Source organism: Ehrlichia ruminantium str. Welgevonden (assembly GCF_000026005.1).
GTDB classification, from domain to species: Bacteria; Pseudomonadota; Alphaproteobacteria; order Rickettsiales; family Anaplasmataceae; genus Ehrlichia; species Ehrlichia ruminantium.
In genome coordinates this window covers 644,533-659,712 of record NC_005295.2, presented here as the reverse complement: position 1 = coordinate 659,712, position 15,180 = coordinate 644,533, and the positions used below count along the sequence as shown (strand labels likewise).

The window sequence follows — 15,180 nt, the reverse complement described above, 5'->3', positions numbered from 1 at the left end:
CAGATAACTTATATATTAAATTACTTCTCCATGCAAGAACTTTTTTTCTGTAAAGTACCTTGACTTGAAGCAGGAGATACTCTCTCATTTTCCACATCAGATTGAGACTGTACAACATCAGACATTCCTTCAGCAATTTGTGCTATTTCCCCTTGTAAATTTGGATCACCACTTAACATTCTATCAAATTCTAAAGAACTTGTTGACTGAGATTCTAAATCTGAAGATTCTGGACGAAATGATGAACAAAGAGATTTAGGCCTTACTGAACTACTAGAAGATAATGTCCCTGGATCAGTATCGAATTGTCTTGTTCTTTGCACAGAGTCATCAAATACATTTATACTATATTCTTGCGGTTGCGTCCTTAATGGTGGTTCAGGTACTTCTGTAGTACTTTTATCTGATGAATCACTAATAAATCTAAATCTCCTTCCACGTACTTCCTGAGATATCCCCATTTCTTGTGGAAAGTCAATACTACTACTAGATGAAGATATTGAAGAAGATTCACTTACTAAAGGAGTACTAGACTCTGGTCCTCGTATGAATGCTTTTTGTTCAGCTTTCATTAGTTTTTGCTGTATTGAAACTCTTGATGTTACAAATCCCCTAGTACTTGCAAATATGCTACCTTCCTCTATACACTGTGATGGAAGTTTACCTTCATTATTAGGAACTAACAACGTCTCTTGATTGCATAAACCTATTACACTTTTTACTTCTTTAATACCTGCAGCTAACGCAAGATGTACTGGTGTATTACCATTACTATCACGAGCATTTAATGCTTTTGTTAAACTTCCCGAATCCATACTACGTAATCCACGTGCAAAAAGCCTACTATCACCACGTTCCGCAGCAATGTGTAGCAAATTCTGTCCTTGGGAATCTTGTACATTAAATGCATTACTTACCGATGATTTATTAGGTAAAGACTTAAGCATAACTTTTAGGATATCATACTTGTTTTCCTTTGCAGCAACATGCAATGGAGTATTTCCTTCTCCATTTTTAGCATTTACCACATTGGAACGACTTGATTTATTAGTAAGTTGTAATATATCACTTAATATATCAGCATTACCTTGCTCAACAGCAACATGTAATAAATTATTTCCTTCACTATTTTGTATACCAGATACTTTAGTAAGATCTTGGTTACTTACCCTCTTCATTACTGTATTACATAGATCTGATCTACCTGAGCTAATCATTAAATGTAAAGGTGTATTACCATTAACATCTTGTTTTGACAAAATATCTTGGTTCTTCTTACTTCCTGAGGTTAAAATTTCCTTAGCTACACTAACAGCAAATTCCTGATTTTCTACAAAAGGAAGCATATGCAATGCTGTAAAGGTATTATCACCATTATATTTGCTAACATCACATTTATTTTTGATTAATGACTTTACCGATTCTAATTTTTCATTTTTTATAGCAAGCATTAATAAATTTAAGCCATGATCTTCATCATTTGGATTATTTACTATATGATTAACATTACCACCACCTCTTACTACTTTATCAATAGAACTTCTGTCTCCACGTGTTACAGCACATTCAAGTGGTGCTTGATTAGTAGAAGATACCTTTGCTCCAGAATCAATTAACATACTTAAAATATCATGAGATCTAGTACCTACCGCCTCCCCTATCGCATAATCTGCATCTAAAGTTACATCAGCACCTGTCTTCAGCAATAATTTTATTATTGCCATGCCAAGTTTTTCACTAACATCTCTACTTATTGCCATAGATAGTGGAGTATGACCATTTTCATCTTGAACATTGACATTACACTTTTTTACCCTACATAGTTTATCAACTGCTGTTAAATCCCCACGTTCTACTGCAATATGTAAAGCAGTTTTACCTTGAGCATTTACAGCATTAACATCAACACCTGGATGTTTTAGTACTTCTTTCAAAAGAGATACATCACCACGAAAAGCAGCAGCATGTAATATAGTATTCTGATCATCCCCCATAGGTTGAGTACAATCTACAGACTTATTAGCAAGTAGTGCCTTAGCATGTTCTGGAGAACCATATAAAAGTGCTAAATTTAATGGAGGAACTGCATTACCTGGGTCATTAATATCTGCTGCTGATGATCTTTTAGCAATGTATTTAACCATTGCTGGATTAGCATACATAGCAGCAAGCTGAACACTGTTTAATCCTTGAGGAGTTTTTTGCTTTAATATATCAGGTGACGTAGCAGCAATAATTTTCTCAACAGCAGTTATATTAGATTCTTGTATAGCCTTATGTAATGGAGATAAAGGTATATCTCTATTTGTAATAGTAGATAATATTTTAGCAAGCGGCCTAGTCAATACACTATCTGATTTTAAACCTTCTAGATCTAACCTATCTTTACCATTATTTGACTCTTGAAGAGCATGCATAACACCATCTTTACCGTAATACTTTTCAATAGCTTTCAATAATCTAGGTATTGTAGCAACACATTCTGGAGCACAAGCAATATGGAGTGGTGTATTACCTAGCGCATCTTTTGATAGCAATGATGTTCTAATCCCTTCTCTAACATCTCTAGATTTTCCACGATCAGAGGACAACTCTTTTAATACAGACTCTAAACCACGAATAACAGCATGATGAACCGCAGTACATCCACGATTATCAACAGCTGCAGGATTAACAGAAGGATGTTCCATAATTTGTTTTACAGATTTTAGCCTGTTAGTCTTTACAGCATGATGTAAAGGAGTACAACCATCAACATCAGGTGTATTTACCTTAGAGCCAGATGATGAAAGAAGTTCTGATACTACTTTCTGACTTCCAGTACATACAGCATAAGATAGTGGAGTTCTACCTGAAATATTTTGACCATGAATATCAATTCCTAAATTCTTCAATACCTTAATAAACTTTTCAGAGATATTGCCGTTACTAGCTGCAAAATGGGCCACATTATTCCCTGAAAGATCTTGATCAGAAATTCTATTGCGAAGCATAGGACTACCTTCCATACGCCGCAATGCGTGATTAATAATAGAAGGTGTATTAGTATGTGCTATATGATGAAAAGGCAATCTTCCATCAGCATCACATGTACCTAAATCTGCACCAGATCTCATAGCTTCATCTATATTTTCTTTAGAACACTTAGGATTATGAGAGAGACATATTATAGGAGCATCACCATATATATCTTTAACATTCATCTGACTAGGATTTGTGTTTTTTAAACAGAGATCTATTAAACTAGGAGAACCATATCTTGCAGCATGATGTAATGGTAGCTTATTACTAGCATCTCCTAAACCAAAATTTCCCCCTGCATTTGCTATAGCTTTCACTACTTCCGGGTTAACATTATATAAACACGCAGCATGCAATAAAGGCATAACACGCTCTGGCCAATCTCTATTACCATCAGGATGTGTAACTTTTAATGGTTCATTAATTTGTTCTGAGATAGCTTCTCCACCATTTTGTAACATACCCACAATTTTGTTAACACTACGTTGAGATAAATTTCCATGAGATTGAACTATCATATCACATATCTCACGAACAGGTCCTTCACGTAGTAATAGCTCTTCATTTAACTCATTATTGTTAAGGTAGTCATCTCTCAGTGATGACCAACTTACACTATCAACTCTACCAAGTTCTTGATCTGCTGCTTGTGCAAAAGTATATACATCCTCAGTACCTACATCAAACTCATCAGGATCTTCATATAAATTATCCTCTCCTGGAGCAACAGGAGGTCTCCTACCAGGCAACGGAGGAGGTGTATCTTCAGCATCAGGTACCTGACCTTCTGCTTGTGCAAGAGTATATACATCCTCACCACCTACACCAAACTCATCAGGATCTTCATATAAATGACCAGCCCCTGGAGAAACAGGAGGTCTCCTACTAGGCAACGGAGGAGGTGTACCTTCAACATCAGATATCTGACCTTCTGCTTGTGCAAGAGTATATTCACCCTCACGACCCACATCAAACCCATCAGGATCTTCATATAAATGACCAGCCCCTGGAGAAACAGGAGGTCTCCTACTAGGCAACGGAGGAGGCGTACCTTCATCACCAGGTACCTGACCTTCTGCCTGTGCAAGAGTATATAAACTCTCACGACTTACATCAAACTCATTAGGATCTTCATATAAATGACCAACTTCTGGAGAAACAGGAGGTCTCCTATTAGGCAATGGAGGAGGCGTACCTTCAGTATCAACTTTGAGCTGCGATCCATCAACATATTCATATAAATGACCCCCTTCTGGAGAAACAGGAGGTCTCCTATTAGGCAACGGAGGAGCTATACCTTCTTCACCCACCCCATCACGAGGTAAAAGATCATCAATTTTGAAAACCAGACCTGGATCGCTCTCTAGATCAGACTCATCGATTTCAGCATAATCTGGAGCATCATCTATTGTTTCTTGCATTGATGAAACTTTAGGAATAGTATTTACTCTTCTCATTCCTTCTGTAACTGGCTTTTCCATTGATGAAAGATTAGGAGCACTTTGTGATTTTCTTACCTCTTGTCTAATTGACTCGTCCTTTAATGGAATCTCAGGAGCAGCATCTGCTGCTGTAATTGCTGCTTCAATTTCTTCTTTAGAGTGTGGATGATAACCTTCACTTACTGCATAAATAGCTCCACCAGGTGCTTCCATATGCTCTACATCAGGAGTAGGGGCTTGAGCTTGAGGATCAACAGCAGGAGCTTGAGCTTGAGGATCAACAGCAGGAGCTTGAACTTGAGGACCAACAGCAGGAGCTTGAGCTTGAGGATCAACAACAGGAGCTTGAGCTTGAGGATCAAGAACAGGAGCTTGAGCTTGAGGATCAACAGCAGGAGCTTGAGCTTGAGGACCAACAACAGGAGCTTGAGCTTGAGGATCAACAGCAGGAGCTTGAGCTAACTCTTCATTTACATTTTCTAATTCATGTTCTACTTCTTGTGAAACAGTAGGTATAGGGTTTACTGCAGCACTAGGATTTTTATTCTCTCCTTCTTGAGTAGTATTTTTTGGATCTGCCATAAAAGTTTCCTGTTATATTTTAATCAATAAATTTAAATATAAATTATTAATATTTTGATAATTAAGTTATTAAGAATATAAAATCTAATATTAATTTATTAACACAGTTAATAAATAACTATAACCCACTAAAGTCATACAAAAATTAGCTAAACTACAGTTATAAATAAGAATAACACTATCTAATTAAAAAAAGATTGAAGGTTAGATTAATATATTAAAATTATGGTATATACCACAGTAACTAACCACATATGTTTCTAGAATAATTGCATCTCATACTTTGTATCAAATATCCTTCTATGCTCTTGAATAGCAAAACGGTCTGTCATACCAGAAATGAAATCACATACTACAATTGATTTACCAAGTAAATCTGTATTCATAGCTTTTATACTCCAATCAGGAGGTAATATCTGGGGATCCTCATAAAATGCTTTAAATAATTCCTTAATTATACGCTTTACTTTATTTTTCACCCTTTTTACTTTATAATAATTATATAGCTTAGATCTCAAAAAATTTTTTATACTTGCATGATATTGCATCATTTCTGCAGAAAACGTTACAAATACCTTTCCCAGGTTTCTAATATCACTTTGTGAATATATATTATACTCTCTTACATTACTTTTAACTTGATATACTACATCTTCTATCATAGTATCTACAGTCTTTCTTAAAAATTCATGGATAACCTTATTATCAGATATATCATAATTAGTATTTTCATCTATAATCTTTTTTAAAATCCTTCCTATTAAAGGTAACTCTAATAATTCATCTACTACTAAAATCTTTGCTCTTATGCCATCATCAATATCATGCATGTTATAAGCAATATCATCAGAAATAGCTGCAATTTGAGCTTCAGCACTAGAAAAATTATCAAGATCCAATTTATAATCCCTATCATAGTCTAATATAAACTTATGAACTCTTTTAATTGGGTTTACACAATGCTTTCCAGTAATGGGTCCATTATGTTTAGCAATTCCCTCTAAGGACTCCCAAGTAAGATTAATACCATCAAACTTAAGATATCTTTTCTCCAAGAATGTTAATATTCTCAAAGCTTGAACATTATGATCAAACCCTAAGTAATGCTGAGTCATTTCATTTAACGCTTCCTCCCCAGCGTGCCCAAACGGAGGATGACCCAGATCATGAGCTAAAGATATAGCTTCAGTCAGATCCTCATTCACACATAACCTTCTGCTCAATGACCTAGCAATTTGAGCAACTTCTAAACTATGAGTTAATCGTGTTCTATAATAATCATTTTCATAATTAATAAATACTTGAGTTTTATACTGTAACTTACGAAATGCACCAGAATATATTATACGATCACGATCTCTTTGGTAACAACTGCGATATGGATCTTCACTTTCAGGAAATACCCTCCCTCTTGTTTCTAAAGGGTCACAAGCATATTTTACTAAATCCAACATAAGTTTATAATTTGACACAGATAAAAATTATGATATATTCATGGGTTAATTTTTAATTAGGTATTGCACACATGTCAAACTTAAAAAATGCAGATTTAACACTTACAGAAAATGCTGTTAATAAAATTAAATGTTTAATAGATCAAGAAAAAGATACAGATTCTTTATTATGTTTGTCAGTTTCAGGTGGTGGTTGTTCAGGATTTAAGTACAACTTCAATATGGGCAATATTAATACTTTACTTGCTGATAGTGAAGAAGATGATGAAGAAGAAGATGATGATGATTTTCTTGATGAAGAAGAAGATTATGATTTTCTTGATGATGATGAGCTAGAAGAAGATAGTGAAGCAAAGTTTAGTGTTTTCGACGAAGAAACAGGTAAACCTTTATTATTAGTAGATCGTGCATCCAATAATCTCTTAAAACATTCTGTAATAGATTACATAGAAGATATAAATGGATCTCGATTTGTCATCAATAATCCAAGTGCAAAATCTAAGTGCGGATGCGGTAATAGTTTTTCTATATAGTTCATGGTATAACCTTGAAAAAAAGTTTCCCTGTTCGTGAGTTTATCTCAACATTTATTCTTGCCACGCTAACTGTTTTAGCAATAAGGGTTTTTTTATTTGAGCCATTTCACATACCCTCCGGTTCAATGAAAAGTACATTATTAGTGGGAGATTATATATTTGTTAGTAAATATAGTTATGGTTACAGTAGGTATTCTTTTCCATTCTATCTTCCAATAATAAAAGGTCGCATTTTCCCAAAAACACCAAAACCTGGTGATGTTGTTGTATTTCGTCCACCTAAAGATCCAGGACTTCATTATATAAAAAGAGTAATTGGTATACCAGGTGATAAAGTACAAATTATTAATGGTTTTCTTTATATAAATGGAAATAAAATGCAGTATAAAAAGGTTAGTGATTTTATAGATGAAGATGATGGAAAAGCAATCTGTCGTTACTTAGAAACATTACCTAATGGTAATACACATGAGGTATTAGATGATATTCAAGATAGTCCACTTGATAACACACCAGTATATACTGTACCAGAAGATCATGTTTTTGTACTAGGTGATAATCGAGATAATTCAAGGGATAGTCGATTTATTACAGATGTTGGGTATATTCCTCTTAAAAATATAATAGGAAAAGCTCATGTAATAGCATTATCATTCACAAAATCTAAAGATGGCAGTTTTTTGCCATTTAAATTAAGATCAGATAGAGTATGGCATGCAATTAATTAAGATATATTATGATTAATAAAAGATCATTACTGGCAAGTTTTATAAATTTACCGTATAGCTTATTCATTACCTTTAAAGGTATGTATATAACATTACGTTATATGTTCAAACCAAAGGTTACGTTAAATTATCCACTAGAAAAGAACCCATTAAGTACAAGGTTTAGAGGTGAACATGCGTTACGAACATATAAAAATGGTGAAGAACGTTGTATAGCATGCAAATTATGTGAAGCTATATGTCCAGCACAGGCAATTACAATTGAAGCACAAGAACGTGATACTGATAATAGTAGACGTACAGTTAGGTATGATATAGATATGACAAAATGTATATACTGCGGATTTTGTCAAGAAGCATGTCCTGTAGATGCTATTGTAGAAGGACCAAATTTTGAGTATGCTACAGAAACAAGGGAAGAGCTTATGTATAATAAAAGTAAGCTATTACATAATGGACAAATATGGGAAGAAGCTATTGATTTAAGAATCAAGAAAAATAGTAAGTTTTATTAACTTATAATTCATTACTTCTACTGTATTCTTATCAAATTGTTATATTCAAAATTATGTATGTCATTTTGGTAATCAAAGTTATCAGATGTTTTTTTTATCTTACTAAACTTTAAATACAGGTTTACCAACTATAGCATCATATATTTCTTTGTATATCACAATAAACTTTAGCATCAACCATACATAAATACTAATAGTTTCATATATTATAAAACCTAACATGTTAGTTATTTCTTCATAACACAGCTCATATTAATATAAAAACAATTCAGGCTTTTTTTATTTTCGATTTTAATATTTTATTATATCAACATTATCTTTCTGATATATATAATAATTAATACATAAGTTACAATCTCACATTAATTGCATCTCATTATTATATATAAATACACAACAGAAAGTTAATATTTCAATATCTCTATAATAGAAAAAAATATCATAAATGCTATTATATTTACACAATAAAAAAGCTTATGTAAACACACTTGACAATTTTTAAAAAATAGGTAGCTTTGATACCATATATTAGATATGAGACTTGGTATTTTTAAAACCTATAATAGCATACAGTAGGTTCACTTATTTGATTAATCTTTAGTAATTGTACGCTTTTACTTCTTACTACTAAATAATACAGAAAAATTTCATTATATTTTTATAATACACATTTTTTAACGATTCAACTATATTTTGAGTATATAAAAGATATACTTATAATTACTCGTAAATTCATTTACATATCATGTATATCATGATCAGATGATATTAAACTTCTGTTTTTTATTATTAAAATTATATATAATGAATAACTTATTTCTCATTTTTAAAGCCTTTTCATATTTCAAACATACACTTTTCAACAATTCAACTATATCCTGATTATTACAACATGAAATAATAGTTATATCACATTGAATTTGTTTACATCTGTAATCTAACACAATAGCCAACTCTTTTTCTATATATTGAAGGTCTCTTACTGTTATAAAATCTAACTTTTGTAAATACTTTATTTGTATATTAAAAATATTAATCATTTGCAATTTGATTTCAATAATTTCATTCAATATCAACACTTATTTCATCCATAGAGAAATTTACACTACAGATCTTATAAATATTACTTATAAAATCTCTACTTTCTTTATTCCATCAACATAAAAACTACAACTATAATTAAGAATAAATTAATTTATATTCACCACCAATAATAATACGTCAATCAACTATTTAAAATTGACTTATAAACTAATAAGTACATGTACCAATATAAAATAAAAATACTGTATAAACTAAATATACATATTAAAACGCACTTATAGTAGTATTGGTAATATTTAAATACATTGTAAAAATACATTTATATACTATTAGCCATTAGCTAATAGGTTAATAATAACACATAGGACAGAAAAAATTAAACATACCAATAATACAAAATTCACCTATTCAAATAAAAATTTAAGATAAGCATATATATCTTAGTAATTGGAATTATTGGTACATAAACATAAGCAGATTAAATAATCAAAAAAAATATGTTAATTATAAAAATACACATTTGTATTTTTATAATTAGTATATTGGTAATAAAAGAGAATGTTTATTATATAAATGCAATATTCTTTATCGTATAAAAAAACTCAAGGTAAACCTTTCAGATAACTAATATAAGAATATATGTAACTAAAGCAGAAAAAAAATTTTTATTATATCAACTATAAAACTTGATCAAATAAACAAAATTTAAGGTAAATCAAAAGCAATCATAATAATTTATGGTCAACAAACTATAACAATTTAAATGATAAATAACGTATAGTAAAAATAGAAAAATCTCTCACTTATTATGTAAAGAACTTATGCACACAGCAATATACTAATTATAAAAATAGATATGTTTTTTCAATAAAGAATCTATTATTACAAACAATAACTTTAATAAAAAATAGCAAAAATACTGATTACATTATCAAATATTATAAATATATCATATTATTGGTTGATGCTTATGTACATATAATGCTTCCTATTCCAATTGGGATATATATTTATCTCTTGATATACTAAGCAAATCTATATTCATTTTGTTTACATCTATTGGTATTGTACCAAATATTTAAGCTGTATCAGTATGAAAGAATACTGAATAATTTCCCAATTATATAATATCTCACAATTAGTATTAAAAAAAAAAAAAGATACTAACCTATAACAATACCAATCAAAAGTAAATCAAATGCATCATGCCTATTTCGATAGATAAGATATTCATTTATAATAAACTATGAATAAATCATCTATGAACAACTACTAAATTATATTTTATTAGCTCTAAAAGCACGCTTACGCTCATTAGGATCTAAATATTTCTTTCTTAAACGAATAGATTTAGGAGTACATTCAACTAACTCATCATCATTAATAAATGCTATCATTTCTTCCAAAGTCATTAATTTTGGTGGTACTAACCTTACTGCTTCATCTGAACCAGCAGCTCTTATATTAGTCAACTGCTTACCTTTTAAAACATTGACATCAATATCATTTTCACGACTATGAAGTCCAACAATCATCCCACAATATACCTTATCTTGAGGTTTAATAAACATCATACCTCGATCTTGCAAATTAAATAACGCATAAGCTACAGCTTCACCTTTATCGTTAGAAATAAGTACACCATTATTCCTAGTAGGAATATTACCTTTATGTGGAGCATAACTATAGAACAACCTATTTATAATACCTGTACCATGAGAATCAGTCAAAAATTCTCCTTGATAACCTATAAGACCACGTGAAGGAACTAAAAATACCATCCTAACTCTATTCTTTCCTGATGGACGCAAGTCTTGCATATCACCTTTACGTAGATTTAGTTTTTCCATTATAATGCCACTATACACTTCATCTACATCAATAACTACTTCTTCTATAGGCTCTAAAACTTGCCCATTATCATCTTTTTTAAGCAAAACACGAGGGCGAGATACTGAAAGCTCAAATCCTTCTCTTCTCATAGTCTCTATTAATACACCAAGCTGTAATTCTCCTCTTCCTCCAACTTCATAAGCATCACCCTGCTCTGTTTCTTTTACTGTAATTGCCACATTTGTCTCAGCTTCTGCTATCAAGCGTGCCTTAATTACCGTTGATGTTAGCTTAACCCCTTCTGTCCCAGCAAAAGGTGAATCATTTACACTAATAGTAACTGCCATAGTTGGTGGGTCAACTGGTGTTGATGCAATAGGATGAGTAATAGAACTATCAACAATACTGTCAGATACTGAAGCTTTCTCAAGGCCAGCAACTGCAATAATATCTCCAGCTCTGGCATCTTTAACTGGTACACGTTTAAGTCCTGAAAAAGATAATAACTTAGTTAATTTACCATATTCAACAACTTCACCAGCAAGATTTAAAACTTTTACACTATCATTAATCTTAGCTGTACCAGTATATATTTTTCCCGTTAATACTCTGCCTAAAAATTTATCTGATTCTAATAATGTTAATAACATACTAAAAGGTGCATTAATATCATAAGATATAGGCTTAACATGTTGAATAACTGCATCAAATAATGGCACTAAATTTTCTCTATTATCAGATAAACTTTTAACACACCATCCACTTCTTCCTGATGCATATAAGATTGGAAAATCCAATTGTTCATCAGTAGCATCTAGATTCATAAATAACTCATATACTTCATCAAGTACTTCATCTATTCTACTATCTGGTCTATCAACTTTATTTATAATTACGATAGGTAATAATCCAGCTTTTAACGCCTTTGACAGTACAAATTTAGTTTGAGGCATAGGTCCTTCTGAAGCATCAACTAATAACAACACACCATCTGCCATTGATAATACACGTTCTACTTCTCCACCAAAATCAGCATGTCCTGGAGTATCAATTATATTAATCTTCTTACCTTGCCAGGTAATAGATGTACACTTAGCTAAAATAGTAATACCACGCTCACGTTCTAAGTCATTATTGTCCATAACCCTTTCAGCTACATCTTGATTCTCTCTAAAAGTACCACTTTGTTTTAACATAGCATCCAACAGAGTTGTTTTTCCATGATCAACATGGGCAATAATAGCTAAATTACATATTGACTGATAATCACCTTCTGACGACATAATATCTCTAAACTTGATAAAATTTAATACTAATTTATAACATACATAACAATTAATCAACAAATACTGATTTTCATAATTATTGATATTTTAATAGCTAACTAAAAAAGTTACCCTAAGTATAACAAATGTCTTACACGTTGAATAAATATATACTAAAACTGTTCAACATAAAAATACTTATATCAAAATATATCTTATAAAACCCCCCTTAATTATACAAATACAACTTACCTTAATTCAAAAATATATTTATAGATATGAAAACAGCTCTTGTATTGTATCTACTATAATTAGTAAATAATTTTTTTCTACACATTTACGAACTGGAATTTTCAATAACAAAATCATCTTCAGGTAAGCATAAAATATTTATCAAGATTATGTGAAAAGCTAATTCAACAACTTGACAATACTTTAATATAAAAAATAACACTTCTACTAATATCAAATTAGTACTTACATGTATACTGTAAATCATGTAAATTATGTAATATCTCAAGATGAATTATCGGACTATTACAATACATTAATTTAACTTAATCTAAGATTCATTTTATAAAAAATACAATAAATTCCATTAATTATACAAAACTCTTCATATAATTTCTTATAAAAAATTATGTATACTGTAAATAATGTAAATTATGCAATATCTAAAGATGAGTTATCTTACTATTACAACACATTATTTAACTTAATCTAAGATTCATTTCATAAAAAACACGATAAACTCGATGGTTAGATGAAATTCTTCATGTAATTTTTTATAAAAACAATGCATTAGTTATTTAACTGATCCATTAAGTCATTTCCCATATTAATACCTGATATTTCCGCATCACATTCATTAAAGTAACAATCTGAAAATACTGTCTTTTCTTCATTTGAAAGCATACATGACATGTACAAAGTATCAGAATTAACATATTTAGCAAGTGCAGCTAATGGTGTATCACATGAACCATTAACAGTCTTCATAAAACTTCTTTCAGCTGCAACACTAATATAGGATTTTTTACAATTTAAAATTTTTATCATATCTATCATCTTGTAATCATTAGCTCGACATTGAATACCAATAGCTCCTTGTCCTACTGCACTTAGCATCACTTGAGGATCCAATACTTCTTTTATCACATGAGTTTTATTTATTCGCATTAAACCAGCTTTAGCCAATATTATTCCATCATATTGCCCTGCTTCCAATTTCAATATCCTAGTATCTACATTACCTCTAATAGGAACAACTTGTACACTGGAAAGCAATCTCATTAATTGTACTTTTCTTCTAATAGACGATGTACCTATAACTGCATTATCAGGTAATGACCTTAAACTTTGATATTTAGAGGAAATAAATACATCATAAGGACTACTACGTTTCAGTATACACGGGATAACTAAACTATCACAATAAAAAGCTGGTACATCTTTCATTGAATGCACAGCTAAATCTATAGTACCAGTTAATAATGCTTCTTCTAACTCTTTTAAAAATAATCCCTTTCCACCTATCTCACTCAGAGAAATTTTATCATTAATATCTCCAGAAGTTACAATATGAACAATCTGAACATTAATATCAGGAAAATAATTATACAATAACTTCTTAACTTCCATTGCTTGTGCAATAGCTAAAATACTTCCTCGTGTTCCAACATATACATTCATACTATTCATTTTAAAAATTTTTCATAAGAAAAGTAAAAACTAATAAAAAATTGTATCTAAGATCTATAATAGTTAGATACAAAAATAAAATACAAAAGTATTATATAGCAAAATAAGACAATATATCCATTTTTCCTGATTCTATTTTTAAGTAGATGAGATTACTTAATAAAACAATTTATATGCTGAAGATATTACAATAATATCAAATATAATTTAATATCAAGAACTATTAATAACATACTGTATATCTATTAAATTCATAAAATCAATAAAGTCACATTGTCACTTCCTGCCTATTTATTGTAAGCAATCTCCATAATCAGTAGTGACAGTTCAGTTTATAATACAAATATTTCACTTTTATTTTATATTATTTACCGTAGCAAAGTTCAGAAATAGACATCTATATAACTTAAGTATATAAAGCATGAAACAAAATAATAATGTATCATTTAAAGTATAATATTAAAAACTTATAATAAGCACTGCTACATCTAGTTAAATAACTTATGACACTTTATAGATTATTTAAATAATGGACATATTACCTACAGATTCACAACATTAATATAGTTAACTAATATTCATTTTTAACTCAATATAAAATTTCTAATATACAATACAAATTATAAATTAACTTATAAATATCGTATTTAATAGTAAAATTCACACAAATAGATTTAAACACCTAAACAAGCAAACCTTTGGATTAACAATAACTAAGACAATAATATAAAAAATAAACTGTAATATATTGTTAAAGTAGTAGATAAGAAAATTATAGCAAATATTGTAATGTTTATAGGCAATTCACGTACAAAATTAAAAAAATATATATAGTAATCATACTATAATAATTTCAATAATAAAAAACCAACACAAAATTTATAAAATCATATAATTTAAGCAATTATATATTGCATTATATTAAGTCATATAATAGCATACTAAGAATATCTAATGTAAAACTTTAAACTTATAAAGTACAAAATTAGTTGCCAGATAAAGGTTATGGGATCAATAGATAAACTCAATAATAAGTCTTTTAAGCTATACCTATGAGAT

General features: G+C 30.2%; 7 protein-coding genes. 3 read left to right on the top strand and 4 right to left on the bottom strand.

Translation table 11 applies throughout. The features are described from left to right. Positions 1–20: 20 nt before the first annotated feature. Complete coding sequence (locus tag ERUM_RS02045; protein WP_011155057.1) at positions 21–5,045, bottom strand: ankyrin repeat domain-containing protein; 5,025 nt, start codon at positions 5,043–5,045, stop codon at positions 21–23. 260 nt (positions 5,046–5,305) lie between these two features. Further along, entirely contained in the window at positions 5,306–6,499 is a 1,194-nt protein-coding gene (locus tag ERUM_RS02040; protein ID WP_044148639.1) for a deoxyguanosinetriphosphate triphosphohydrolase, read from the bottom strand. A 71-nt stretch (positions 6,500–6,570) separates the two neighbouring features. Here ERUM_RS02040 and ERUM_RS02035 point away from each other — a divergent pair, with 71 nt between their 5' ends. Genes ERUM_RS02035 through nuoI form a run of 3 tightly spaced genes read left to right on the top strand, consistent with a single transcriptional unit; the run spans position 6,571 to position 8,278 of the window. Next, positions 6,571–7,032, top strand: a complete 462-nt coding sequence (locus tag ERUM_RS02035) for a HesB/IscA family protein (RefSeq protein ID WP_011155055.1) — start codon at positions 6,571–6,573, stop codon at positions 7,030–7,032. A 14-nt stretch (positions 7,033–7,046) separates the two neighbouring features. Further along, on the top strand, positions 7,047–7,763 hold the full coding sequence (gene lepB, locus ERUM_RS02030) for a signal peptidase I (protein ID WP_011155054.1): 717 nt from the start codon (positions 7,047–7,049) through the stop codon (positions 7,761–7,763). A gap of 8 nt (positions 7,764–7,771) precedes the next feature. Then, a complete protein-coding gene (gene nuoI / locus ERUM_RS02025) occupies positions 7,772–8,278 on the top strand; it encodes an NADH-quinone oxidoreductase subunit NuoI (protein WP_011155053.1) in 507 nt (168 codons plus the stop codon). 2,321 nt (positions 8,279–10,599) lie between these two features. On the opposite strand, the gene typA is transcribed toward nuoI, so the two are convergent. Together typA and hemC are read right to left on the bottom strand one after the other, a co-directional pair. Further along, positions 10,600–12,438, bottom strand: coding sequence for a translational GTPase TypA (gene typA, locus ERUM_RS02015; RefSeq protein ID WP_011155051.1), 1,839 nt, complete (start codon positions 12,436–12,438; stop codon positions 10,600–10,602). A 783-nt stretch (positions 12,439–13,221) separates the two neighbouring features. Continuing rightward, the gene (gene hemC / locus ERUM_RS02010) at positions 13,222–14,112 is read right to left on the bottom strand and encodes a hydroxymethylbilane synthase (protein WP_044148728.1); all 891 of its coding nucleotides are present in this window, start codon (positions 14,110–14,112) and stop codon (positions 13,222–13,224) included. Positions 14,113–15,180: the final 1,068 nt, after the last annotated feature.

Bases quoted from the DNA above. Each gene is read 5' to 3' on its own strand.
- ERUM_RS02045 (WP_011155057.1), bottom strand. From the start codon at position 5,045: ATGGCAGATCCAAAAAATACTACTCAAGAAGGAGAGAATAAAAATCCT.
- ERUM_RS02040 (WP_044148639.1), bottom strand. From the start codon at position 6,499: ATGTTGGATTTAGTAAAATATGCTTGTGACCCTTTAGAAACAAGAGGG.
- ERUM_RS02035 (WP_011155055.1), top strand. From the start codon at position 6,571: ATGTCAAACTTAAAAAATGCAGATTTAACACTTACAGAAAATGCTGTT.
- nuoI (WP_011155053.1), top strand. From the start codon at position 7,772: ATGATTAATAAAAGATCATTACTGGCAAGTTTTATAAATTTACCGTAT.
- typA (WP_011155051.1), bottom strand. From the start codon at position 12,438: ATGTCGTCAGAAGGTGATTATCAGTCAATATGTAATTTAGCTATTATT.
- hemC (WP_044148728.1), bottom strand. From the start codon at position 14,112: ATGAATGTATATGTTGGAACACGAGGAAGTATTTTAGCTATTGCACAA.